This window comes from Bradyrhizobium symbiodeficiens (assembly GCF_002266465.3).
GTDB lineage: Bacteria > Pseudomonadota > Alphaproteobacteria > Rhizobiales > Xanthobacteraceae > Bradyrhizobium > Bradyrhizobium symbiodeficiens.
Genome location: NZ_CP029427.2, coordinates 1,322,992 through 1,347,202 on the forward strand (window position 1 = coordinate 1,322,992; position 24,211 = coordinate 1,347,202).

Below are 24,211 nucleotides of genomic sequence, written 5' to 3' on the forward strand. Positions count from 1 at the left end.
TCCGATGCCGAACTTGATCTACCGTGTCGTCTCGGCATGTGCCGCGCTCGGATATGGCTACCCGAGGGAGTCGCTTCAGGCGGCTCTGAGGGGCCGTATCGACGCCATCATCTGCGACGCCGGCTCGATTGATGCCGGCCCCTATTTTCTCGGCACCGGCACGGACTATTTCGAGGCTGACGCCATCAAGGCCGATTACCGCCACATGGTCGAAGCCGGCCGGAGGATTGGATGTCCGGTCGTCATTGGTAGCAGCGGCATGGCGGGTGGTAACCGCAATCTCGATCGCATGATCGAGATTGCCAAAGAGGTCTTCAGCGAGCTCGCTATTCGCGATTCCAAGGTCGCGGTGATCCGCTCCGAACTCGACCCCGATATTGTCCTCAAGGAGTACCGCAAAGGCGCGCTGCAGCCGACCGGCGTCGGCCCCGACCTTGACGAGGATGAGCTGCGCGGGAGCATCATCGTGGGGCAGATGGGCGTTCATCCCTTGATTTCGGCCCTCGACGCCGGAGCGCAGTTTATCTTCGCGGGGCGTTCATGCGACAGCGCGCTCTTTGCGTCGGACATGATCCGCCGCGGCATTGACGCTGGCCTTGCCTATCATGTCGGCCACGTCCTGGAGTCTGGGGCCTTGGCCTGCGAACCTGGCTCACCGTCCGATTGCCTGGTTGCCGAGATCTACGATGACGGCACGGCCATCTTCGTAGCACCGAACTTCGTCCGTCGTTGCACGGCGCATTCGATTGCGGCGCATTCCCTCTACCAGCAGAGCCACCCGCAATTGCAATACTATCCGGAAGGCGTGCTGACCATGGAGAAGACGCAGTTCTTCTCGCGAGACAGCCGTAGTGCGGGCATCAGGAGCAGTCGCTTCATGAGGACCGGCAGACTATGGCCGTGGAGCATCAAGCTCGAAGGGGCCTTCCGAATCGGCGCGCGCAAGGTGTCCCTGATCGGTATCGATCCCTCCGATGCCGTAAAGGTCCCCTCGGACATGCTGCTATATGGCCGCAACGGCGTGCAAGCGGGACCGGTTGAGGGGTCGGAGGTCGAACTCGGGATTATCGTCGAGACCGCGGCCAGCACGCGAGACAAAGCCATCATGCTTGCGCGAATGATCTCTCATCACCTGGCGCATCACGGGTATGCAGGCCGCAAGACCTCCACCGGCAATCTTGCCTACCCGCTTTCGCCTGATTTTGTCTGCTTCCGGCGCTCAGACGGCCTGTTCGGCGCGGTCATTCCCAGCGGTACGCGCGACCAGGAGTTCATCGGCAGCTTTGAGGCCATCAAGGCTGAGGTCGTCGCACTGATTGCCGACGAGCCCGCAGCAATCGGTGCTGATTTCACGATCTCCGACACGCGGGAGAATCCGGTCGTCTTGCTGCGGACGGTCGATCGCGACCCGGCGCGCCTGGCAGTTCGCCATCAGCAGGAGATCGATCGCCTGCTTAAGTCGCTGACGCCAAAGACCTCATCGAGATTGAACCTCGATGCGCCCGACGCCTTCGGCTGGTCGCTCTATCATCTCCTGCAGAATGAGGGGGTGATCAAGGATGTGCTGTTTCCGATTACCTATTTCAGCGCCGACGGCGCGAACTGGATCGAGGTCGGCAGCGATCGCCCCCACTACGACAATATCGGCGAAGCAGGCTACCGCGGCAACCTCGACGAACGCACGCTTTCGGTGATTGCCGATCATCCTCCCTTGGAGCGTTCCGTGGGATCTCGTCGCCTTCGTGATATGGCCGCCGTCATCCGCAGCAAGGATGCCGGCGTCAACAGGATCACCTTCGACATCTTCTTTACCTCCGGAGAGAGCTACGAAATCGCGTTGTACTCCAATGCTTTCAGCAGGGACAACGTTGCAAGGGCTCTCGACATTGCGCCAGAGCATCTCGTCGGCACGTTCTTCGTCGACTCCTGCAACGCAATCAAGGTTTCCATCGATCGCCCGAACATCTCGGCATCGATGGACGAGCGGGATTTGTTCGGCGTTCAGCAGCAAACGGCGATCGAGTCCATGGATATCCCGATTTATGCGGCGGCGCTGAGCAAGGCTTCGTCATTTTGAAGTTCAGGTCATGCGTCTGTCGGACGCGGGGGTCACTAAGAGATGCACAACAGAACAGTGATACAGACCAGAAGCGACGGCCTTGCATCGCACATTTTGCCGGTGTCGGGAACGATGATCGGTGGATGTGCGGCGCTGATCGGTCTGGTCAAGCTTGTCGACGGCTCGTCGCACGTCGATGAGTATGCGGCACTTGTCGCCGTTGCGTTTCTAGCCAGCGCAATGACGTCCTATCTTTCGATCCGATACTCGGATCAGGCGAGCCTCAGCGCACGGATCGAACGGATCGCCGATGTCATCTTTCTTTGCGGCCTGGTCGGCATCACCATGGTGACGATCCTGTTTGCATATGAGGTGATCTGAAGCGCACGGCGCACACCTGAGCGACCGGGCGTGGGCGGGCGTCGATCGTCCGAAAAGCAACGTAAGTATGTAATCTGTATTATTTACAATTAAACGGAGAGCTGGAATGAAGATTAAGTCAACCAAATTGGCCGGTATCGCACTGGCCGTAATCGTGATGGCGGGAGGCGCCGCCTTCGCCCAGGGCACCATGGCGCAGCAGGATGCGTGTCGCCCCGACGTCTTCCGGCTGTGTAGCAGCTACATCCCCGACGTCGGCGAGATCGTCGCCTGCCTGCGCGGCAACGAAGTACGCCTCAGCACTCCTTGCCGCGAGGTGATGTTCGGCGAGCGGGCGGAGCCGGAGCGCTACGTGAGATCGTCCCGCGACCGGTCGAACTGGGAGCAATGAGGTCGCAAGCAGCGGCAGATGCCGGCGCTGAAGTGCGAGCCGAATGCGGCGCGACCTGCGTCAAGCAGCATGCCGCTGTAGCCAGAAACTGAGAGAGGAGCCGCCCGTGAAATTAGCATTCAGATCCTTCGCGATCGCAACGCGCTGTCTCACGGCGCTCGCCTGCGTCGCCGCGTTGGCCCTGTCCGCAGGGATAGCCAACGCGCAGACGCCATTCTACCAGGCATACGGGAATGACCTGGTCGGACCGCCCGGCACCCTGATCCGTTCAGAGCCGATGATGTTCGCGCCCGCAGGCGCACAGGCCTACCGCGTGCTCTATCGCTCCACTGGGTTGCATGGCGAACCCGTTGCCGTATCCGGCGTGATCATCGTTCCGCCGGGGCCGGCTCCAGCGGGCGGCCGCCCCATCGTGGCCTGGGCGCATCCGACGACCGGCGTGGTTCCGCATTGTGCGCCGTCGCTCGCGATCTTCGTCTTCCAGCAGATGGCAGGGCTCCGTCAGTTGATCGAGCAGGGCGTCGTCGTGGCTGCGACCGATTACCCCGGCCTCGGAACGCCGGGTCCGCACCCCTATCTGGTCGGTGACAGCGAGGCGCGCTCGGTGATTGATTCCGTTCGCGCTGCAAGGGAGCTGCCTGGAGTGGGCAGTGGCAATATGTTCGCCGTCTGGGGACATTCGCAGGGCGGTCAAGCATCGCTCTATACCGGTTTGATTGCGAAGAGCTATGCGCCGGAGCTGCGTCTGGTGGGCGTCGCCGCGGCCGCGCCAGCCACGTCGCTGGTGACGCTGATGGGAGACGACTTCAAGACCAGCGGTGGCAAGAACCTTACCGCAATGACGCTCTGGTCGTGGTCAAGGGTATTCGGGGCGCCCATCGACAAGGTCGTTGTGCCCGAGGCGATCCCGACGGTCGATCGGCTCGCCGGCGAATGCATCGAATCGATCTTCGACATCGTGGCCCGGCGTAGGACCGAGAAGCCCCTGGAGGAGCAGTTTCTCTCCGTTCCCAACATTGCCAATGTCGAGCCGTGGCGGTCGCTCGCAACGCGCAATTCGCCTGGCGCCCTGCCTTCGCAGATTCCGCTGTTCCTCGCGCAAGGCACGACGGACGACCTCGTGCGCCCCGAAGTGACCCGAGCCTACATGCAGCGGCAATGCAAGGCAGGCGGCAGGGTCACGATGATGTGGGTGCCCGGCGTCGGTCACGGCTTGGTCGCCCGGGACAGTGCGGACGCGGCGGTTGCGTGGATGATGGATCGCTTCTCGGGCCGGCCGGCACCCAGCGACTGCGGACGGCAATCCCAGGCCTCGGCTCAATAGGTGGACCATGACGCGGCTGGTGTTCGAGTTGATCCGTCCTTATCGCGGCTGGTTGGCGATCGTATTTGGCGCGATGCTGATCGAAATCGCCGCGACGCTGGCTGCACCATGGCCGCTGAAGCTCGTCATCGACGACGCGCTCGGCAATCACCATCTGCCACATTGGTTGGCGTGGGCGCATGAATATGGAGGCTTTGGCAAGCATACGCTCGGCGTCGCCCTGTTCGCGGGGGCCGCAACACTTGCGGTCGCTGCCATCGGGGCGGTCGCGAGCTATGTCGACAACTACTTCACGACCAGCGTGGGGCAGTGGGTTGCCAATGACCTGCGTCTTCGCATCTACGAACACCTCCATCGCCTGTCGCTGCGCTACTATGACCATGCAAAGATCGGCGCGCTGGTGTCGACCATCACCACGGATGTTACCACCATTCAGAACTTCGCGTCCGCTTCCACGCTCGATATCGCTGTCGATCTCATCACCATCCTGTTCATGGTGGGCGTGATGTTCTGGCTGGAGTGGGACTTCACTCTGATAGCGGTCGCGTTTACGCCGCTTCTCCTGGTGTTCATCTTTCATTTCAAGAAAGCCGTCAAGGCGGCGACACGCACGGTGCGTGTCAAACAAAGCGAATTACTGTCTATCGTGCAGAGGGGGCTGGGATCCATCCGTGTTACCAAGGCATTCGGGCGCCAGGATATTGAACTGGCCCGTCTGGAGGAGGCCAGCCACGCCACCGTTGCGGCGGCGCTTCGCGCGCGTCAGATCAAATCGCTGATGTCGCCTGTCGTCAGCATGGTCGTTGCGATCTGCACGGCTATCGTGCTGTGGAAGGGAACGTCGTTGATCGTGGCGGGAACAATGACGGTCGGCGCCCTGACGGTCTACCTCGCCTATCTCAAGCAGTTCTTCAAACCGGTGAAGGATCTGGCGAGCATGACCAGCACGGTCGCGCAAACCACCGTCGCCCTGGAGCGCATCCAGACGATCCTGTCGTCCGACGAGGTCATCAAGGAGCGCGACAATGCAATTGATCCGGGCCGGGTCCGGGGCGCGATCACTTTTGATCGGGTCTCCTTTGGATACGAAAAGGAAGAGCCTGTCCTTCACGAAGTGTCCTTCGCGATCGAGCCGGGCCAGGTCGTCGGCATTGTGGGGCCGACCGGGTCCGGCAAGTCGACGGTACTGAGCTTGCTGCCCCGCTTTTACGATCCGCTGTTCGGACACATTCGGATCGATGGCATCGATGTCGTCGACTTCAAGCTTGCCGCCCTGCGGTCTCAAATTGCCTTCGTGCTGCAGGATACGGTGCTGTTCCACGGTACTGTTCGGGAGAACATCGCCTACGGCCGGCCGGATGCGACTGATGACGAGATATTGGCTGCTGCAAAGGTTGCCAATGCCGATGAGTTCATCACGCGCATGCCGCTCGGCTACGATTCCATCGTTGGTGAACGCGGCGACACGCTTTCCGGCGGCCAGCGGCAGCGAATAGCCATTGCCCGTGCCGTGATTCGCAACAGCCCGATTCTGGTGCTGGACGAACCGACGGCCGCGCTGGATGCCGAATCGGAGCGCCTGGTCATTGATGCTCTGCGACAACTGATGAAGGGCCGTACCGTCATCATGATCGCGCATCGCCTCAACACTCTGATCGGCGCCGACAAGATCATCGTCCTCAAAGATGGATTGGTGGCGGAAGAGGGGACGCAGGAGGAACTGCTCGCCCGAGGTGGAGTATTCGCCGAATTACACCGAATTCACCATCAGACGTCCGCATCCGGCGTTGCCGCCGCCGCGTGACGCCGTAGGGGTCGTCCAGAGAAACAAGACCATGTCACACAGGCTGATCGTTCTTCCCGATGACACTCCCGACGCGATCATTGATCCGATCAATGCCGCCAGACATGCGCTGAACGTCCGGATGTTCCTGTTCACCGACCCGACGTTGCTCAACGCCGTCATTGCGGCAAGGCGCCGCGGCGTCAACGTTCGCGTCATGCTCAACCCGGCGAGGCGAGACGGGACCGATGAAAACGGCGCGGCGCGCGAGGCGTTGCTGGCAGCCGGCGTCAACGTGCATCACAGCAGTTCGGAGTTCGCCGTTACTCATCAGAAATCAATGGTCATCGACAACCGGGTCGGCTTGGTCGAATCGCTCAATTGGGAAACACGCGATCTGACCCAAACCCGCGACTACGCGATTGAGACCACCGACAAGGCCGAAGTTGCAGAGATGGTGCGATGTTTCGACGCCGACTGGGGGGAGAAGTCGTTCGCACCGGGACCGGATAGCGGCCTGATCTGGTGTCCCAACAACGGCCGCCAACGCATCGCGGCGTTCATCGATAGCGCGAGGGAGACGCTTTGGCTCCAGAACGAGCGTTACCAGGACATGGTGATCATCGAGCGGCTGGTGCGCGCGGTCAATCGCGGCGTTCGCGTCCGTATCATGGCGCGCGCACTTCATAAGCTGAAAAGCAAGAAGCTCTTCGAAGGCGTCAGCGGATTACGGATCGTGCACGACGTCGGCGCAAAGGTCCGCACGCTCAAGCATCTCAAGCTGCACGGCAAGATCATGATTGCCGACGACAAGCGTGCGATCGTCGGGTCGATCAATCTGAGCCCGGGGAGCTTCGACGACCGGCGCGAGCTTGCAATCGAGACGTCGTCCGAACACGTCATACGACGGCTGGCTCAGACCGCCCAGCACGACTGGAAATCTTCGCGAAAGCTGCGGCTGTCAGATGAGGCCGTGCTGGCGGATCTTGAAGGGCATGGTGTAAAGGATACGTGGCGGCTTGCCCTTGCTCGTTAGGCGAGGGCATATCGGTCAATCGGACGCTATCCACTCCAGGCCGGGCATATCGATTTCGCCGACACGACGTTCGATGAACTTTATGAGACAGTCACGGACCGCTTCGGCGGCCCGCGTAAGCGGAAGATCGCCGGATTGTACGATCGAACAGGTCAGACATATCGGCGGATCGATCGGGACCGGCTTGGCGAATGCGTGAGGGCCGAAGTGGGACATATCGCCCACCGGCAAGACCGTATAGCCGACCTTGTTCTGCACCGCCGACAATTCGGTGCCGAGTGAGTCCGCCTCCAGCGCAAGCTTCAGGGGCAGCTTGGCGTCGGCAAACATCCGATCGAGGATGTCGCGGCGGCCGTTGCCCGGCGCCGGAAGCACCAAGGGTAGTCCGGCAAGCTTCTCGAGCGATATTGCACTCGGATTGTCCGACAAAGGCTCGCTGCAAATGAGAAAGAGCTTTTGCCTGAAAAGTGGCATTCGTGTCAAACGAGCAGTCAGTCCATCCTCATAGACAATCGCGAGCTCGAGCGCGGCGGATGAAGTCCTTTGCTCGAGAGAAAGGCTGTCACCATCAGAAACTCGAAGCGCGACCTTGGGAAGGTTCGCGCGGCACTCCTCGACGACCCCGGCGACAAGCTTGGCGGCGAGGGATGAAGCAATGCCGAGGTTGACGTGGCCGACCGGCTCACTTCCGCTGGACTGAACCAGGCTTGGGAGCCTGTCGAGCCGGCGGAGAATGGCAGAGGCTTTCTCGTAGAGTACCTCGCCCGCAGCAGTCGGTCGAACGCCACGTGCGCTCCTTTGCAGCAGCGAGACGCCCAGCCGCCCCTCCAATTCGGCGATTTGCTGACTAAGGGCGGGCTGCGCGACATGGACGATCGACGCAGCGCGAGAAAAGCTGCCGGCGTCCACGATTTTCACGAAATATCGAAGCTGGCGAAACTGCATGTTTTCCCGGCGATGCTCTGAATCCTATTATCGGTCGCTATAAAGTGAAGCACAAGATAGAGACGCCCCGAATTAATGCAAACCGCCCCCGGTACGCCGCAGGGGTGATAGAAGATCAGGACACGTTCTAGTTGGGTCCCGTCCGGCAGCGTCTTTTCCTGCCCGCGTCATTTTCGTCCGTAAGGCTCTGGCAGAGTCTTGCGACTTGATCGCAGCCATAGGACGCGCCGATACCTGCATATCGAAGCGGTATTTGTTTTCCATGCCGGCTTGCAGCATTTGTCTTCCGCGTTGATGGGCGGGACTTCTCGATAGTCCGGTGGCCCAGTTCCAGACCTCGATAACCAGCCGGTTGGCATGGCATCGCGATCGATGCCTTGCATCGCTTACTATTGAATGGAGCCTGTCGATGAAGACGAATTTTGCTCGCCGTGTGTCCTCCTCCGTGTCGTTCAAGCCGAAATATGCGGCCATTGCGATCGCGAGCATGCTCGGCGTTGTCCTGACCGTTTCGGATGCCAGCGCCTTCACATGCATGAGAGGTGCCTATCGCGCCGGTTGTGCCAGCCGCTATGGCGCGGTCGGTATCGGTCCGAACGGCGCAATGGCCGTCGGACGATACGGCAATGTCTATGCCTATCGCCGCGGCTCCGGGTGCTTCTGGCGCAACGGCCAGCGCATCTGCCTCTAGCGACACAACCATTCACAGGAAATTGCCAGCGGCGGCGCACGAGGTGTGCTGCGGCGAAAGGAGAATAGAGATGACCAACAAGACTGCAATGACAATGCGCAGGCTCGCTTTTTGCGCCTTGCCACTCTCACTCGTTTCAAGCCTCGCCACGGCGCCGGCTCGCGCACAAGACGCGACCGTTCCCGCTCAGATCCAGAGCCAAACCCAGACTCAAGCTTCATTTTCCGAAGCACAGATCGAGCAGTTCGTCGCCCCGATCGCGCTCTATCCGGATCCGCTCTTGACGCAGATCCTGATGGCTTCGACCTATCCGCTCGAGGTGGTCGAGGCGGCGCGCTGGTCGCGCGACAATTCCACGGTGAATGGCCCAGCCCTTCAGGATGCGATGCAGGCACAATCCTGGGACCCGAGCGTCAAGGCCCTCACCGCCGTGCCGCAGACACTCGAAATGATGAGCGACAAGCTAGACTGGACGCAGCAGCTCGGCGACGCCTTTCTCGCGCAGCAGCAGGACGTGCTCAACGCCGTGCAGAAGCTCCGTGCCGAGGCGCAAGCGGCGGGTAACCTGCGATCCACGCCGCAACAGGTCGTCACGACCGCACCGGCCCCTGATGGAGTCGCTGCTTCTGCTGTGCAGCAACCGATCGTGATCGAGCCCGTCAACCCCAACGTCTACTACGTCCCTGTCTATAATCCGGCGGTGACCTATGGTGCCTGGGATTATCCCGACTATCCGCCGTTCTACTGGTCGCCGCCCGGTTTCGTCGCCAGCAATGTCGTGTCGTTTGTCACGGGTGTTGCGGTAGGTGCTGCGATCTGGGGCGGGTGCAACTGGCGGAATCACAGCGTGATCATCAACGTCAACCGCTACAATATCTTCAACCATACCAACATCAACATCACCAACAATACCTGGGTCCACAACCCGGCGCATCGTCATGACGTCCCTTACCCGAACGCCCGCGTGGCGCAGCGTTTCGACCGCGCCAACGAGGCGGCGGCTCGCGATGCGCTTCGCGACCGTGCCAATGCCCAGCATGACGATTTCTTTAAGGATCTCAACAATGCCGAGCACGGCGGTGTGTCCAGCGACCGCGCCGACACCGAGCGTACAGACGCGTTCCGCCGAACGGAAGGCAATGCCGGGGATGCCGAGCGGAGAATAGCGCCGGCGCTCCCGGACAGGCGCGATGGCGCATACGGACGGGACGGCGGCGACGGGGCATCGGAAAGTGCGACGCCGGAACGTCGCGAGTTCGCGCCTCGCAACGATGCCGGGCGGCGATTCATGCGTTCCCGTGTCCAGACCTTCCGACCGGAGCGGCGCGCCATGGGCGGTCGCGGAGTTCACGGTCGAGGCGGCGGTCATCACAGGCTCTGATCAATCAAACCAGTCCCCAGACGGGGAAACGACAATTGAGGTAGTATCATGCACATAATCTCTGCTTCATGCATCCGGCACCGCCGCATCGCCTTCGGGCGATCGGCTCGCGCAGGTCTCGCGACGCTGGGCCTTATGAGTCTCTGCTCGACTGCGTTCGCGGCGGATAAGCCGCCGCTGGCTCCCGACACCGTGGCGCCGTTCACGACCGACTCGCGAATCTCAGCGACCATCGAGTTCAGCTTGCGGGCGCTGGCGTCCGATATCGAGGAGGACATTCCGCGGCGGCTCGCGTCGATCGACGAGCGCGTGAGCTGCGTGCATCGCCGGGTACTCTTTTTCCGGGTCAACGCCAATTGCGATGTCTATGGCTTTGTCGAGCGTTCCGGATCAGTTTCGCTCTACGGCCGTGGTGACCGCGTCTATGGTTCAGTGCCCATCTATGGTGCGCTGGAAGGGCAGGGCGCCAATCGCTTCACTTCCCGCATTCATGGTGAGACCGAGGCCAGCGCCACCATCGAAGTCGAAGCGCGTCCGCAATTGACGCGCGACTGGTCGCTCGACCTGAATTTCAGCGACGGCTTTCGCTGGAGCGAGCCGCCCGTTCTGCATGTCCTCGGCCGGGAGATTCCGCTCTCTAACTATGCCGAGCCGCGGATCCGGACCCAGCTCGCTCGTGTGAGAGAGCGCGCGCTGGCTGCGGCGCGGCGGCTGGACTTGCACGACAAGGCCGCGAAGGCCTGGCGGGATGCCTTCGAGCCGATCGAGCTTTCGAACAATCCTCAGGTCTGGCTGCAACTAACACCGCAGAGCGCTTCCTTCGCCGGCGTGCGGGCCGATTCCGGAATGCTGCGGGGCTCGCTTGAGCTGTCCGGCTCCGCTGAAACCGTAGTCGGACGAGAACCGCCTGCGATAACGCCCACCGAATTGCCGTCGCTTGGCCGTGAAGTCAGCGAACCAGGGACGTTCGACGTCATCCTTCCCGTTCGCGTCGGTTATGACGTGCTGAAGGACAAGATCAGACAGGCTGTCAACGCCGTGGCACCTGTAGCAGGCTTGTCCGTCCAAGACGTGGACGTCTATCCATCGTCAGGAAAGCTCGTGCTCGGTCTCCGTGTCGCCAAGGCGTCCGACACGAATGCGGATGCCGGCCAGTGGATCTATCTGACTGGCGGGCTCCAGGTGGATGCTGATGGCCATGCCGTTCGCTTCTCCGACCTTGCTGCGGACGTGAATGACGAAGGACTGGCGTCGCTGGTCAATCCGCTGGTAGCGCAATTACGGGACAAGATGAGCGTTGACTATGGCGTTGCCTACGAGAACCTTCTCAATGCAGCCAATGCGAAACTGAACCGGCCACTTGAAGATGGCTTCCGCATGGAAGGACATCTCTCCTCAGCCAAATTGGAGAAGGTGTATCTCCCGGCCGACGGCATCGTCATCGCGCTTCGCGCCAGCGGCGATCTCACTATCCTGTACGGCATGTGAGCCCATGCGCGACCGGTAGCTCGGAGGTCGATCGCCATCGAACGGTGTTTGCGTCTGGAACGCCGCTTCAAGCAAGCAGCTGAATCGTGGCGATCAAACAAGGGATGAGCAACGATGAGAACTATTGCGAGGCTGATATTGGCAGGTCTTGTATCGATCGGATCGGCGACCTGTGCATTCGCAGGCAGCGCTTCGTACGTCTGCTCAGACGGCACGATGGTCCGCGCGGTGTTTCGCGGTCTCGGGCAGAACGGCTCAGTTCAACTGAGCTTTGGTGGACAGGGTCATTTCGTCAAGATTGCGCAAGCGCCGTCGGCTGACGGAGGCAGGTACGCCGAAGGCAGCACGGAATTTTGGATCAAAGGAAAGGCAGCTCGACTGACACGAGCAGGCCATACGACGGAGTGCAAAACAACGGATCCAAGATCATGAAGGTTGCGCAAAAAGCAATCAGTTGGATCACCGCGATCATCGCGTTGGGACTGGCTGCCCTCAGTACGATCGCGCCAGCCGAGGCGCAAGTTGGCCAAGCGAGGCCCCCAGCCGTCGGGGTGATGGAGGCGGTCAGGCGGCCCATCACTGAGTCCAACGACTTTATGGGGCGTATCGAATCCCCGCACCGCGTCAGCGTGGTCGCGCGGGTCACCGCCTTTTTGGAGAAGCGATATTATATCGAAGGATCCGAAGTAAAGGCCGGCGACCTGCTGTATCAACTCGAGCGTGGTCCATTCGAGGCCGATCTGGCAGCGAAGAAAGCGCAGGTCGCGCAGCTGCAGGCGATGCTGACAGACGCTAGGCTGACAACCGATCGCGCCCGCACCCTGCTGGGCGGCCCGGCTGGCCAGCAGTCCACCTATGACGCCGCGCTCGCCAATCAGCAAAGCCTCGAAGCGCAGGTGCAGGCCGCGCAGGCCCAAGTCGACCTGTCGCGCATCAACCTCGACTATACGGAGGTCCGCTCGCCGATCGATGGCCAGATCGGCCGCACCGCGGTGAGCGAAGGCAATGTCGTCTCGCCAGGCTCGGGTGCGCTGACCACCATCGTAAGCCAGGACCCCATGTATGTGACCTTTCCCGTGTCGGTGCGAGAAGTGCTTGCCCTGCGGGATCGCTCTGTTATCGGCGGCGGCTTCAAGGCGGTTGTCATCCGGATCCGGCTGCCGGACGGTCGCGTATATGACCAGGTCGGAAAGCTGGATTTCGTCAACAACACGATCGCGCAGAACACCGATACCATCATGCTGCGCGGCACGATTCCCAACCCGGTCTTGAAGGACAAGTCGGGTGATCCTCTGACCGAGCGCGAGCTTACCGATAATGAATTCGTTTCTGTGCTGCTCGAGGGCGCGGAACCGGTCGAGGTGGTGGCGATCCCGCGTTCGGCAGTGCTGTCGGATCAGCAAGGTGACTATGTCTTTCTTCTCGGCGCCGACGACAAGGTGGAGCAGCGGCGGATCCAGCTCGGACAATCGACCCCCACCGTTGCATCGGTGACAAGCGGGCTTTCGCCTGGCGAGAAGGTGATCGTGGAGGGTCTGCAGCGGGTGCGGCCCGGCCAATCGGTTTCGCCGGGACCCGCGAGCGCATTAGTCCAATCCAGCATGAAGTCCCCTGTGGAAGGCGAAATGTCTCGGGCGAGCAACAGAGGAATTCGGCTGAAATCCGTGGATCTCACGCCATGATCTCCTCCGTTTTCGTCGATCGTCCGCGACTTGCCATCGTCATCGCATTCGTGATTACGATCGCGGGCGCTCTTGCGTTGCTGAGGATTCCGGTTGCGCAGTTCCCCGATATCGTGCCGCCGCAGGTCACAGTCACAGCCAACTTTCCCGGCGCTTCAGCCGGAGTAGTGGAATCGAGCGTCGCACAGCCGCTCGAGGCTGCCATCGTTGGCGTCGACAAGATGCTCTACATGAAGTCGACCAGCGGCAACGATGGCAGTTACACGCTGACTGTCTCGTTCGCGCTCGGCACCGATCCTGATATCAATACCGTCAACGTAAATAACCGCGTGCAGAGTGCGCTTGCGCAGTTGCCGACGGAAGTTCAGGCCCAGGGCCTCGTCGTGCAGAAAAAATCCTCCGCGGTGCTGCAGTTCATCGTGCTCCACAGCAAAAGCGGCGAGCAGGATCCAGTCTTCATCACCAACTATGCCATCATCAACGTCCTGGATGCGATTTCCCGCACACCGGGCGTTGGCCAAGCGACGCTGTTTGCGAAGCTTAACTACTCGATGAGGATCTGGTTCGATACACAGCGTCTCACCAGCCTCAATCTGGCGCCATCCGACGTAGTCGCGGCGATTCGGGCGCAGAGCGTCCAGGCGCCTGTCGGCCGCATCGGTGCTCGGCCGATTGGCGACGACCAACAGTTTCAACTCAACGTGCAGACGCAGGGCCGGCTCGCGACGTCGACCCAGTTCGGGAATATTGTGCTGCGCGCTGACACCGATGGCTCGGTGCTACGAATCAAGGACGTGGCCAGAGTCGAGATCGGTGCCCAGAACATGGACAGCGAATCTCGGATCGACGGCCAGCCTGGCGTGCCAATCGGCATCTACCTTGCCCCCGGCGCCAACGCGGTGACAACGGCGGCGGCCGTGCAGGCCAAGCTATCCAAGCTGTCAGAGCGTTTCCCGGCAGGGCTGACCTACCTCGTGCACTATGATTCCACGACCTTCGTCGCCGACACGGTCAGGGAAGTGTTGGAGACACTGGGCGAAGCCTTCGTGTTGGTCGTCATCGTCGTGTTCCTCTTCCTCGGCAATCTGCGGGCCACAATCGTCCCAGCGGTCGCCGTTCCGGTCAGTCTGATCGGTACTTTCGCCGTCCTGCTGGCGCTCGGCTATTCCGCCAACACAGTATCCTTGCTCGCCATGGTGCTCGCCATTGGTATCGTGGTGGACGATGCCATCGTGGTGGTCGAAAACGTAGAGCGCGTAATGGAGGAGGAGCCGGATCTATCGCCGGCCGAAGCCACTAAGAAAGCGATGACCCAGATTACAGCTCCGATCGTCGCGATTTCGCTGGTGCTGTTGTCAGTTTTCGTGCCGATCGCATTTATTCCGGGAATCTCGGGTACCTTATTCCGTCAATTCGCGGTGACGATCAGTGCTGCGATGATCATCTCTGCGCTGAATGCGTTGACGCTGTCGCCGGCACTGTGTTCGGTATTCCTGCGGCATGGCGGACCGCGGCGCGGCATCATGCGGCGCGTGCTCGGTGGCATTGATTTTGTTCGCGACGGTTACGCCAGTATCGTGCGTCGGACGCTGCGCTTCGCGGCCCTCTCGCTCGTCGCTGTTGCGGTATTCGGTGCTGCGGTCATGGGTATGTCGAAGATAACTCCGACCGGATTCCTGCCGGAAGAGGACCAGGGAGCGTTCTTCATCGCAGTACAGTTGCCGGATGGGGCGTCAGTGGCGCGTACCAGCGAGGTGACGAAGCAGGTCGAGGCGCTGTTGAAGCAAATGCCGCAGATTGATCACGTGCTTTCAATCGTCGGATTCTCGCTGCTCGACGGAGGCCATGAGCCCAATTCTGCCTTTTTGGTCGCGCGCATGAAGCCGTTTGCGGACCGACAGTCAGCGACCGAATCGGTGCAGTCGACGATTCGACGAACCTTTGGCGAGGGAACGCAGATCCGGGAGGCTAACGTCCTGCCGTTCAACCTGCCGCCGATCATTGGGCTGTCGACCTCCGGCGGCTTTGAGTATCAACTCGACGCCCTGGAGGGACAGGGCCCGGCCGCCCTTGGCAGCGTTATGGGCGGTTTGATCGGTGCGGCCAACCGCGACCCACGGCTCACGCGGGTGTTCTCGACATTTACCGCGACCAATCCGTCGATCTTTCTCGACATTGACCGGTCCAAGGCGCAGGCGCTCGGCCTCAACATGGACGACGTATTCACAGCCCTGCAGGCGACGCTTGGTGGCATCTACGTCAACAACTTCAACCTGTTTGGCCGTACCTGGCAGGTCAACGTAGAGGGTGAGGCAGCCAACCGTGGGGACATCCCCGATATCTGGCAGATCTATGTTCGCAACAAGAAGGGAGACATGGTGCCGATCCGCTCGATTGCGAGCTTGCGAATCGTAACGGGTCCGCAAGTCATCACCCGGTACAACAACTATCGCTCGGTTACGATCAATGGTGGACCAGCGCCCGGCGTTTCGTCGGGCACGGCAATCGCCGCTATGGAGGAGTTGTCCAAATCGACTCTGCCTGCTGGCTACTCCTATGAATGGACCGGCACCGCCTATCAGGAGCAGGCCGCCTCCGGGCAGACCGCAATTATCCTCGGGCTCGCGGTGCTATTCGCCTATCTGTTCCTCGTCGCGCTGTACGAGAGCTGGATCATTCCGATACCCGTCTTGCTGGCGGTGGCGGTCGGCGTGTTCGGCTCCTACCTCGGGATCAAGGTCGCCGGTCTTAATCTCGATCTGTACGGCCAGATCGGACTCGTGGTCTTGATTGCCCTCGCCGCGAAGAATGGCATTCTGATCGTGGAATTCGCAAAGGAACAGCGTGAGGCTGGCATGTCGATCACGGAGGCTGCCGTACTTGGATCGCAAATGCGGTTTCGCGCTGTGATGATGACCTCGATCGCATTCATCCTCGGCCTGATACCGTTGGTTGTCGCCACCGGTGCCGCCGAGATCAGCCGCAGGGCCGTCGGCACTGCTGTTTTCGGTGGTATGCTTGCCGCGAGTTCGATAGGCATTTTCCTGGTACCCATGCTCTATGTGACCTTTGAGCGCTGGCGCGAAGCAGCGAAGCGGCCGTCGGCTGAGACGATGGCGCGTTCGTCGGCGGACCTTTAGTTGCGGGACGGACTCATGCCGCTAAGGGTCGACTGGCGACCCTGGCCCGAGACGCGTGGAGGGCATCTTGCCTCGGCCAGGCTTGAGAACATGGATCGGCGGATAGCATCGTGGTCGCGCCTTGTGAACTCAGGATCGTCATACGGAATGAGAACTTGATAGCCGATCATCGCGGAAACGCCGCGAGTCCATCATGCTCGGAAAGGAACTTGTCATGTCCGATACGACTGCAGCTTTCGTGACGACGGGACGGAGCGGATACGAATTGCTGGCCGATCCACAGCTCAACAAAGGCACGGCGTTTTCCGAAACCGAGCGCGATGCGTTCGACCTGCACGGGCTGCTGCCTCCGAATGTCTCGACGCTGGACGAGCAAGTATCCCGCCGTCTCCAGGCGCTGCGCAGCTTCGAAACCGATCTAGAGCGCTACGCTTTCTTGCGCGAGCTTCAGGATACCAATGAGACCCTGTTCTACGCGTTGCTGGTCGGCAATCTGGAGGAATTGTTACCGATCGTCTACACACCCACCGTCGGCGCTGGTTGCCAGCAGTTCAGCCGCCTGTTTCGCAAGCCACGCGGACTGTTTCTCAGCATCCCACACAAGGCCCGGATCGATCGCATCTTCGCGCAACCGCGCTTTGACGCGGTCGAGGCGATCGTCGTGACCGATGGCGAGCGCATCCTGGGCCTGGGGGACCAGGGCGCCGGTGGCATGGGCATCCCGATCGGCAAGCTCGCGCTCTATACGGGCTGCGGTGGCTTGCATCCCGCGACGACTCTGCCGATCCTGCTCGATGTCGGGACCGACAATTCCGACTGCCTGACTGATCCGCTCTATGTCGGCTGGCGCCACGAGCGTGTGCGTGGTCAGGAGTATGACGACTTTGTCGAGGCTTTCGTCTCGGCCGTGATCAAGCGCTGGCCGCGTGTGCTGTTGCAGTGGGAAGACTTCGCGAAGAACAATGCGACACGGTTGCTTGAACGTTATCGCGACCGGCTATGTACTTTCAATGACGATGTCCAGGGCACGGCCGCGGTGGCGACCGGCACGTTGCTGGCCGCAGTCAACGTCACCGGCGTACCTCTTACCGAGCAGCGCGTGGCGGTGCTCGGCGCGGGCTCGGCTGGCTGCGGCATTGCAAGCCTGATCCGTGCCGCCATGCGCGATGCCGGCCTGTCGGAAAGCGAGGCAACGGCGCGTTTTTACATGGTCGACCGCGACGGGCTCTTGGTTGAAGGTATACCGGGACTTACGTCCTTCCAGCTCCCTTTCGTTCAGGCGAGGAAGGCGATCGAAGGCTGGAAGCTTGACCATCCCGATAGGATCGGGTTGCTTGACGTCGTCCGCAATGCGCGGCCAACCGTGCTGATCGGCGTCTCCGGGCAGGCCGGTACGTTCTCCGAACCGGTGGTCCGTGCGATGGCCGAGTGCAACGGGCGGCCGATCATTTTTCCGCTGTCGAATCCGACCTCGCGGGCGGAAGCGACCCCGGTGGATATCGAGGCCTGGACAGAAGGGCGGGCGCTGATCGGCGTCGGCAGTCCCTTCCCGCCGATCACCCGCGGCGGCGCCCGGTTCAAGGTCGACCAGACCAACAATTCTTACATCTTTCCGGGTGTCGGTCTGGGTGCGCTGGCGGTGGGCGCCAGCCGTGTCAGTGACGGCATGTTCATGGCCGCAGCAAAAGCGTTGGCCAGTTCATCGCCTGCTCGCGACAACCCCAAGCACAATTTGCTGCCTCCGGTCAGCGCGTTGCGGGAAGTAGCAGCCAAGGTCGCTTTCGCAGTCGCAATCCAGGCGCATCAGGAGGGCCTTACCGCCGATGTTCCGATCGATCGGATCGACCAGCGTATCCATGCCAAAATCTGGACACCCCGTTACGTGCCCTACCGCCGCAAGATGGATTGAGCCCGATGATCGATTGATCCTCAAGGCATGGAGGCTTTCGAAATGGTTGTCTGCGACCTCAATCGTCGTCAATTCGCGATGCTCGGCGCAGCCTTGGCTGCGGCGTGGCGCACCCCAGCGGAAGCTGAGAAGGGATCTACAATGCTCTATCCGCGCGAGGAGTTGACCGAGGCGGCCGGCTATCCGGCTTTGGTGCGATTCGAACCCGGCCGAGCGGAACTTCCCGTCGTGGTGTTCGTCACAGGAGGTGGAGTGCTCGGTCGCGTCGCTTATGGACCGCCCGGCGCAAGGGCCGCCGATTTCCTCTGCCATTGGCTGCATGCGGAAGGCTTTGCGTCGTTGGTACTGTCCTATCCCATCGACAGCAGGGGTGTGTTCGACGCCGCATTCCCGCAGTTTTCGATCACGGACTGGGCGGAGCAGAGCGCCGAGATCATCGCCCGTTACGTGGATCGGAATGGTCTGCCGGCAAACGCTATTGTCCTCGGCTGGAGCATGGCGGGACGGATTGCGGAGCCGCTTCATGCCGCGCTGCGACGGAAGGGAAAGGGCATCGAACTTTTCGTCGCGATGGCGGCCGCATCGGCGCTTCCCAATACCCTGCCTGGCCTCGACCAACTTAAGCCAGCCGCGAGCGGCCTCGCCGCGATCAAGGGCGCCTACCTCGATTGGCTGCTCGAATGCCTCGCGAGTCAGAACTCGGCCGCCGGCCATTTGGTGCTCGATGTCGACGGATTCACACGCGAGATGACCGGCGATTTCCCGGTCGGGCTGGCTGCATCGGCGATGCGCTACAGAAACGGAGCTTTTGTTTCCGACCCGGCCGGAGACGCCCGTGAGGTGGGCACCGCGCAATACCGATCCTTTCCACCGCTAGCCCTGATGACGCATGCCTCTCCGGTCGACGCCCGGCACGCCCTCACGGACCATTCGACATGGGGTGTCTACATCACCCAGCAGCTTTGCGAGGTTCTCGTCTTCCCGCGAGCAAACGAACTCGCCGCGCTTCCTTCCGAAAAGTGGGCGTTACTGGTCGAGCATGTCAGGGGCGCGGCGCAGCGGCTGTGCGCGACGCTGCCGGGGAATCACATGTTCTTCCTCGGAGAGAATGGTGCGAGGAGAACCGTGCAGACGCTGAAGCTTCTCAGGCAAACCGCGGCAGACGTTGCAGACGAGATCTCACGTCTGACGACGTGAAAAAAATCGTTCGAACAGGGGCAATTCGTGGGCTGACTGATGTCCGCTTCTACGCCCGTAAGCCTTCAGCGTTGTAATTCACGGATAAATTCCTCAGCGGGCAACGACCACGTTGGAACTGGTTACAGCGATTGACCTGCCGGCCTTGAGTACGATACTGCGTTCGCTGTCGATCGGTCTCGATGAGCCGATCGACAAGCCGAGTACGCCAACGGATGCCATCACGAGCGCCACGAACAGTATTTTTAGGTGCGTCGCGCGATCGGCGCCGTAAATGGAATGATTCACTAGCTACTCCTTAGCCTGCATTAAATCGTGAACCGCGAGCCGAGTGCTTCGCCATGTTGGTGGATTCCCAGGGCGGAAGCGGCTTTATGCGTACTCCGCGCAAGCGGAGACCAATCGTTTCACGACACCTTCCGAGATGGCCCGCATTACCGCGGGATCGACGAATTCCTCCACGTAGACGGTGTTCGCTATCAGCGTTCCGTCGTAAACCGACACCGATACGTTGGGAAATTTCTTCAGCCACCCACACGCATACTCGAATCCGGTGACTTTCAGCCGTTCCATCGGCCAAGAGAATTTAACCGTCTGCATGTCGGAGATGTTGAGCGCAACGGGCGGCTGTTGTGCGCTGCCGAATGCCTTCGGGTAGTTCACGTAATCACGAAAGAGGCAGCCATTGGCTGCACCCTTGTGAAGATCGTCGAAAATGAGCTTCGCAATATCGAAGAGCGGCTGATCGAGATCGGGGATTGGCGTGATGTGTCCCGTGATGGCGGTGAGAACCAAATCGGTCGAAACCGGCGGCTCAAGCCGGCGGCGTATGTCCACGGACGATCGCATGAGTATCTGGCGTGGCCCGCTCTCCATCACGTCGCGAATCGCCAGGGCGAATGCGGCCAGGAGCAATGAGTGCACGGACGAGCCCTGCGCGTGGCTTGCAGCATGGATCCGATGCGTGTCATCCGCCCCGATGACGATCCGATCAAGGCGATGGTTCGCCGGCTGGCTGTGGGGTGCCCGCGTCGGGATTTCTGCAAATTCCCCGGGATAGGAAGGGGGATCGGCAACCGGGTCTGCCGGAAGCGAAGCGAGCCTTTGACTCACCGCCGCATCGACCGGATTCGGAAATGGCTGCTCCTCCAGCGAGGGAGCTTCTCCCCGCACGACGCAATCACATATATGGGCAAGGCACGAATGCAGCTCGATCAACGATGTTGCATCTGTAACGGCGTGGGAGGTGAGCATGAATACGTCGAGTTTGTCGCCGTCGGCGATGACGTGGATGCCGTAGATCTTGACCTGCGTATCAAGCTCGGCATTCAGCAACGTCGCATATACAGCGTCGGCGGAGCACGTATCGGCAGACAGCCAGGATTCGACCGAGGACCGGTCATCCGTCCGCTCCACGAATCGTCCGCCCTCGACAGCCGAACGCAGAATGCCGTAGCGGGCCTCGAGATGGGCGACGGCCGTTTCGAATTGTTCTCTGCTGATCGTGCCGGCGATGCTGCTCCGGCTCACCACGATCAATTTCGTCGCGATATAGATCAGCTCGGTCGGCGATGCCTCGCGATATACTCGTTTTGCGCTCTTGAGCTGGTCCTTGGACGTCCGGCCGCTGATGATATTCTGCATTTTCCAACTCCTGGAAATGAATGAACGAGGCAACGCTGCCACAGGTCTCGCGATGATCGTCGCGGCTCGCGCGGTTAAGGGTCCGTGTCGAAAGGAACTGCTGCCATCCAAGGCTATGTCCCGCACGGTGACTGCGAGATAGGCCGAAACGCTGATGCAGAACAAATACCGCTTCGATATGCGGGTATCGTTTCAACCTATGACGACGCTCTTGGCGGTTCACTGTCGCGCCTTTGCCGGCGCCCTGGGCGGTTGGCAGGCCCAGGGTATAACAGCCGCGGATATCGACATATCGAAGCGGTATTGGCTCCCGATCGTCGTTTGGACGTATGTGTTGCCGGCTGATCGACCGTTCCGGTCGGGCACCACGAGATTGGCCGCTTAGTCCAAACCTGAACATGCAGGGCATTGCGGCGCGTTTCGGCGCGCGCATCGAGGGCCGAGTTTCCTGATCATCGATCGTGAGCCGTGACCGCTAACAAAGGACTTTCGGAATTGTCCCAGGAGAAACAGACACTCGAGCGAGCGTTGACGGCGCGCGCCTGGCACGATCCCGATTTCGCGCGTCTGCTGGAGAGTGACCCCAGGTCGGCGCTTGCGGCAATGGGCGTTGAGGTTTCGGACAACGTCAAGATCGATATCCGCATGCAGCGGCGGGATACGCTTTACTTCGTCATTCCGCCGCTGGCGGAGCGGCGCGAGGATGCGGAAAGAGTGCTCAATCAGATGGACATGTGGCAGAGCGGCGATCTGTTTTGCTGGATCATGCCGCAGGCGCTCAAGCTGGAACTCCTGCGGATGCGCCAGGGCTACCGAGGAGGCGGCCATGAGTGACGAGCAAGACATCTTTACGGATCACTATGCAAGGATCAGGCGCGACCCCGCCTTGCGCCGGCGGCTGATCGAAGATCCCGTCGCGGGACTGAAGGAGCATTTCGGCTTCATGCCTGACGGCGATTACCGGATCGAAGTCATCGCTCAAGAGCCCGACACGATCACGATTGCCTTGCCTGCGCCTGTAGACGGCGACACGAGCGACGAAGCCATCGATGCGGCCTGCCGCAGGGTTTATGACATGCTCTTTACCGATGGCATCGGCGGCTATCTCGTTCCCGACGAATCCCTCACCTGGGTTCTCAGGGACATGCGCTCGTCGTGGGCTGCGAGAAATCGATGATTGGATGGCTGGTTTGATCTCTTGCTGGTTCCTATCTGACGGATCAGCGTGACGAGTTCGACCGCAACTGGTCTTCCGTCATTCTGTATTGCTTGCCAATGATGGAGTCATTCCTTGTAAGACTGAACGAGTCCCGTGTTGGCGGGCGATCGACTGATCCGCTATGCGACGCTTCTTCCAATCCGCAAGGCCAGCATCGCTTGGCCTCGATTAGATCAGTAGCTGAACTGCCCGTCGCGAACATGGTCCGGGCAGGTGGAGAAACTGCATCATGCGATCAGTTCTGCACCGGGTCGTGAGTTTTGTCTGATTTGATCCTCCACGAATTGGATCAGTACCTTCTTTACGGCTTCACCCGCATAGGTGAGTGGAAAATCGCTTGAATAAACGAGCGAGCACGTGAGGAAGATTGGAGGCTCGATCAGCAGCGGCTCGGCGAACGCGCCTGGATAGACGTTCTTGAACGTTCCTGCGTGGTAGATTGAATTTCCGACGCCGGACCGCACGGCGGATAGCTCGCTGAGCCCGGCATCGGCTTCGGCGACGACGTTCGGTGACAGCCCCGCTGCCGCGAAGGCGCGGTCGATGACGGTACGCCGGTGCTTGGGGACTGGCGGGAGCACCAGAGGCAGCTTGGCAACCTGTTCGAGGGATACCGTGTCCTGGCACCCTTTTATCGACTCTCGCCCGACCAGGTAAAGACGCTGCCGGAAAATGGGATGGCGCGAGAAGTTGGGTGCAAAGTGATCTTCGAAGACGAGGGCCATGTCGAGTTTTTGCGCCTCGATCCGGGCTTGGAGCACTTCGCTGTCGGCGTCGGAGAATTTCAACGTTATTTTTGGCAGTGCCTCCCTGCATGCTGCAACCGCAGGGCCCGCGAAGGCGCCCGCGAGTGCCGTCGTCATTCCGAAGTTGACGATGCCCTCGACCTCACCAGTACTCGACCGCACAATGCCCGGGAGCTGATCGAGCTGACGAATAATATCGGAGGCCTCGTGATAAAGCACCGTACCTGCGGCAGTCGGACGGACGCCGCGTGCACTGCGCAGGAGGAGACTCACGCCGAGCTGTTCTTCAAGCTCCCCGACCTGCTGGCTGAGCGCGGGCTGCGCGACATGTATCACTGCGGCGGCGCGCGAAAAAACTGCCAGCCTCAACAACTTTCACGAAATAGCGCAACTGACGATACTGCATAGGATCATATTGCTTCGTCGGCTTAGAGCGGAATGAAACCGGCCGTCGTCACGCCAAAGCTCAACGGCGGATCCGACGTGGTAATCTCGCACAGCGCGGCTCGCTCTGCACGTGCAAAGTCGTTGTGGTATTATCGGATGTGCGACGTGACACTGGTCAGGCAGTAAGAGCCAACGGATTTGACGGGGAGCGATCTGCGGGGGCAAGGGGTTGGAAGCCTGAAACCTTTCGGGCCAAGCTCGAAGAAGCACTCGGTTGCCTGTTATGCCGGAATGGTTTCCCTGCCGGTCCGAGATAATTCCCTGTTCGTTGAAGTAGGGAATTGGCAACAAAGCTGTTGCGGCGCAGGGGATTTTAGGCACCGACGCGTATCTCTGGTGGCCAGAATTGGGGAATTCCCTGAAAAATTCCCTGTTTGCAGGAAAACCGCCGGGCGACAGGTGCGATCACACTGCGCCGCCAGCCACGCATATTCCGGCGTTCTGCCTAGCTTCCCGAGAACCTGAGAATGGGCCGGAAATCCCGACTATTTGCGCATTCGCTTTGGTCTCTGGACTCCTGCTTTGCCGAACTTGAGCCGGAAATCGCCGAGTCGCCGCCCGTTTCCCCGAATATTCCCGTTTTAGGGAGACTATCGGCGGAGACGGGTTCGATCAGCTGGCTTGCCTCATCGAGCGGCCGCCGCTGGTGCGAGGTTCCCCATGCCCTACCGTCACTTCTCAGGAAGATCCGTTCGCCGGGTTGGAGGACCTTTGTCCATTGCCGAGGGCAAATTTCCCCTCTTCCGTC

At 60.7% G+C, this 24,211-nt stretch carries 20 protein-coding genes; 16 read left to right on the plus strand and 4 right to left on the minus strand.

Annotation, left to right across the window (positions count from 1 at the left end):
• Window positions 1-4 precede the first annotated feature (4 nt).
• The 6 genes from CIT39_RS06260 (at window position 5) to CIT39_RS06285 (ending at window position 6,974) form a co-directional block, all read left to right on the plus strand.
• A complete protein-coding gene (locus CIT39_RS06260; protein WP_094972931.1) occupies window positions 5-2,077 on the plus strand; it encodes a DUF4387 family protein in 2,073 nt (690 codons plus the stop codon).
• A gap of 42 nt (window positions 2,078-2,119) precedes the next feature.
• Window positions 2,120-2,440 carry a hypothetical protein gene (locus CIT39_RS06265; RefSeq protein WP_094972930.1) on the plus strand — a complete coding sequence of 107 codons (321 nt, stop codon included), beginning with the start codon at window positions 2,120-2,122 and terminating at the stop codon, window positions 2,438-2,440.
• Window positions 2,441-2,546: 106 nt separating this feature from the next.
• Window positions 2,547-2,831: a cysteine rich repeat-containing protein gene (locus tag CIT39_RS06270; protein WP_094972929.1), complete on the plus strand. Its 285-nt coding sequence runs from the start codon at window positions 2,547-2,549 to the stop codon at window positions 2,829-2,831.
• Between the two features lie 106 nt (window positions 2,832-2,937).
• A complete protein-coding gene (locus CIT39_RS06275; protein ID WP_244607524.1) occupies window positions 2,938-4,155 on the plus strand; it encodes an alpha/beta fold hydrolase in 1,218 nt (405 codons plus the stop codon).
• 7 nt (window positions 4,156-4,162) lie between these two features.
• Window positions 4,163-5,959, plus strand: a complete 1,797-nt coding sequence (locus tag CIT39_RS06280; RefSeq protein ID WP_094972927.1) for an ABC transporter ATP-binding protein — start codon at window positions 4,163-4,165, stop codon at window positions 5,957-5,959.
• A 31-nt stretch (window positions 5,960-5,990) separates the two neighbouring features.
• A complete protein-coding gene (locus CIT39_RS06285; protein ID WP_094973470.1) occupies window positions 5,991-6,974 on the plus strand; it encodes a phospholipase D-like domain-containing protein in 984 nt (327 codons plus the stop codon).
• A gap of 15 nt (window positions 6,975-6,989) precedes the next feature.
• Here the strand turns inward: CIT39_RS06285 and CIT39_RS06290 are convergent, their stop codons facing one another.
• Window positions 6,990-7,919 carry a LysR substrate-binding domain-containing protein gene (locus tag CIT39_RS06290; RefSeq protein WP_094972926.1) on the minus strand — a complete coding sequence of 310 codons (930 nt, stop codon included), beginning with the start codon at window positions 7,917-7,919 and terminating at the stop codon, window positions 6,990-6,992.
• 409 nt (window positions 7,920-8,328) lie between these two features.
• Here CIT39_RS06290 and CIT39_RS06295 point away from each other — a divergent pair, with 409 nt between their 5' ends.
• The 8 genes from CIT39_RS06295 (at window position 8,329) to CIT39_RS06325 (ending at window position 19,407) form a co-directional block, all read left to right on the plus strand.
• Window positions 8,329-8,610, plus strand: a complete 282-nt coding sequence (locus CIT39_RS06295; protein ID WP_094972925.1) for a hypothetical protein — start codon at window positions 8,329-8,331, stop codon at window positions 8,608-8,610.
• A 70-nt stretch (window positions 8,611-8,680) separates the two neighbouring features.
• The gene (locus CIT39_RS06300) at window positions 8,681-9,991 is read left to right on the plus strand and encodes a DUF3300 domain-containing protein (RefSeq protein WP_244607525.1); all 1,311 of its coding nucleotides are present in this window, start codon (window positions 8,681-8,683) and stop codon (window positions 9,989-9,991) included.
• Window positions 9,992-10,039: 48 nt separating this feature from the next.
• The gene (locus tag CIT39_RS06305; protein ID WP_244607526.1) at window positions 10,040-11,479 is read left to right on the plus strand and encodes a DUF4403 family protein; all 1,440 of its coding nucleotides are present in this window, start codon (window positions 10,040-10,042) and stop codon (window positions 11,477-11,479) included.
• A 216-nt stretch (window positions 11,480-11,695) separates the two neighbouring features.
• Window positions 11,696-11,911, plus strand: a complete 216-nt coding sequence (locus CIT39_RS33160; RefSeq protein WP_414645244.1) for an MliC family protein — start codon at window positions 11,696-11,698, stop codon at window positions 11,909-11,911.
• Window positions 11,908-13,161, plus strand: a complete 1,254-nt coding sequence (locus tag CIT39_RS06310) for an efflux RND transporter periplasmic adaptor subunit (RefSeq protein WP_094972921.1) — start codon at window positions 11,908-11,910, stop codon at window positions 13,159-13,161. The genes CIT39_RS33160 and CIT39_RS06310 overlap by 4 nt, the downstream gene beginning before the upstream one ends.
• The gene (locus CIT39_RS06315; protein ID WP_094972920.1) at window positions 13,158-16,301 is read left to right on the plus strand and encodes an efflux RND transporter permease subunit; all 3,144 of its coding nucleotides are present in this window, start codon (window positions 13,158-13,160) and stop codon (window positions 16,299-16,301) included. The genes CIT39_RS06310 and CIT39_RS06315 overlap by 4 nt, the downstream gene beginning before the upstream one ends.
• 214 nt (window positions 16,302-16,515) lie before the next feature.
• On the plus strand, window positions 16,516-18,210 hold the full coding sequence (locus tag CIT39_RS06320) for an NAD-dependent malic enzyme (protein ID WP_094973469.1): 1,695 nt from the start codon (window positions 16,516-16,518) through the stop codon (window positions 18,208-18,210).
• 27 nt (window positions 18,211-18,237) lie between these two features.
• Complete coding sequence (locus CIT39_RS06325) at window positions 18,238-19,407, plus strand: hypothetical protein (protein WP_094972919.1); 1,170 nt, start codon at window positions 18,238-18,240, stop codon at window positions 19,405-19,407.
• Between the two features lie 93 nt (window positions 19,408-19,500).
• On the opposite strand, the gene CIT39_RS06330 is transcribed toward CIT39_RS06325, so the two are convergent.
• Window positions 19,501-19,695, minus strand: coding sequence for a hypothetical protein (locus CIT39_RS06330; protein ID WP_094972918.1), 195 nt, complete (start codon window positions 19,693-19,695; stop codon window positions 19,501-19,503).
• A gap of 84 nt (window positions 19,696-19,779) precedes the next feature.
• Window positions 19,780-21,051 (minus strand): phthiocerol/phthiodiolone dimycocerosyl transferase family protein, encoded by a 1,272-nt coding sequence (locus tag CIT39_RS06335; protein ID WP_094972917.1) that lies wholly within the window; start codon window positions 21,049-21,051, stop codon window positions 19,780-19,782.
• 495 nt (window positions 21,052-21,546) lie between these two features.
• On the opposite strand from CIT39_RS06335, the gene CIT39_RS06340 reads away from it, so the two are divergent.
• Both CIT39_RS06340 and CIT39_RS06345 read left to right on the plus strand, forming a co-directional pair.
• Entirely contained in the window at window positions 21,547-21,885 is a 339-nt protein-coding gene (locus CIT39_RS06340; protein ID WP_094972915.1) for a nitrile hydratase, read from the plus strand.
• Complete coding sequence (locus CIT39_RS06345; protein ID WP_094972914.1) at window positions 21,878-22,228, plus strand: hypothetical protein; 351 nt, start codon at window positions 21,878-21,880, stop codon at window positions 22,226-22,228. Before CIT39_RS06340 ends, CIT39_RS06345 begins: the two co-directional genes overlap by 8 nt.
• A gap of 269 nt (window positions 22,229-22,497) precedes the next feature.
• On the opposite strand, the gene CIT39_RS06350 is transcribed toward CIT39_RS06345, so the two are convergent.
• Complete coding sequence (locus CIT39_RS06350) at window positions 22,498-23,385, minus strand: LysR substrate-binding domain-containing protein (protein WP_334273081.1); 888 nt, start codon at window positions 23,383-23,385, stop codon at window positions 22,498-22,500.
• Between the last annotated feature and the right edge of the window lie 826 nt (window positions 23,386-24,211).

What these genes read in the sequence shown, in the direction of transcription:
- CIT39_RS06260 (WP_094972931.1), top strand. Translation starts at nt 5, where the DNA reads ATGCCGAACTTGATCTACCGTGTCGTCTCGGCATGTGCCGCGCTCGGA.
- CIT39_RS06265 (WP_094972930.1), top strand. Translation starts at nt 2,120, where the DNA reads ATGCACAACAGAACAGTGATACAGACCAGAAGCGACGGCCTTGCATCG.
- CIT39_RS06270 (WP_094972929.1), top strand. Translation starts at nt 2,547, where the DNA reads ATGAAGATTAAGTCAACCAAATTGGCCGGTATCGCACTGGCCGTAATC.
- CIT39_RS06280 (WP_094972927.1), top strand. Translation starts at nt 4,163, where the DNA reads ATGACGCGGCTGGTGTTCGAGTTGATCCGTCCTTATCGCGGCTGGTTG.
- CIT39_RS06285 (WP_094973470.1), top strand. Translation starts at nt 5,991, where the DNA reads ATGTCACACAGGCTGATCGTTCTTCCCGATGACACTCCCGACGCGATC.
- CIT39_RS06290 (WP_094972926.1), bottom strand. Translation starts at nt 7,919, where the DNA reads ATGCAGTTTCGCCAGCTTCGATATTTCGTGAAAATCGTGGACGCCGGC.
- CIT39_RS06295 (WP_094972925.1), top strand. Translation starts at nt 8,329, where the DNA reads ATGAAGACGAATTTTGCTCGCCGTGTGTCCTCCTCCGTGTCGTTCAAG.
- CIT39_RS06300 (WP_244607525.1), top strand. Translation starts at nt 8,681, where the DNA reads ATGACCAACAAGACTGCAATGACAATGCGCAGGCTCGCTTTTTGCGCC.
- CIT39_RS06305 (WP_244607526.1), top strand. Translation starts at nt 10,040, where the DNA reads ATGCACATAATCTCTGCTTCATGCATCCGGCACCGCCGCATCGCCTTC.
- CIT39_RS33160 (WP_414645244.1), top strand. Translation starts at nt 11,696, where the DNA reads ATGGTCCGCGCGGTGTTTCGCGGTCTCGGGCAGAACGGCTCAGTTCAA.
- CIT39_RS06310 (WP_094972921.1), top strand. Translation starts at nt 11,908, where the DNA reads ATGAAGGTTGCGCAAAAAGCAATCAGTTGGATCACCGCGATCATCGCG.
- CIT39_RS06315 (WP_094972920.1), top strand. Translation starts at nt 13,158, where the DNA reads ATGATCTCCTCCGTTTTCGTCGATCGTCCGCGACTTGCCATCGTCATC.
- CIT39_RS06320 (WP_094973469.1), top strand. Translation starts at nt 16,516, where the DNA reads ATGTCCGATACGACTGCAGCTTTCGTGACGACGGGACGGAGCGGATAC.
- CIT39_RS06325 (WP_094972919.1), top strand. Translation starts at nt 18,238, where the DNA reads ATGGAGGCTTTCGAAATGGTTGTCTGCGACCTCAATCGTCGTCAATTC.
- CIT39_RS06335 (WP_094972917.1), bottom strand. Translation starts at nt 21,051, where the DNA reads ATGCAGAATATCATCAGCGGCCGGACGTCCAAGGACCAGCTCAAGAGC.
- CIT39_RS06345 (WP_094972914.1), top strand. Translation starts at nt 21,878, where the DNA reads ATGAGTGACGAGCAAGACATCTTTACGGATCACTATGCAAGGATCAGG.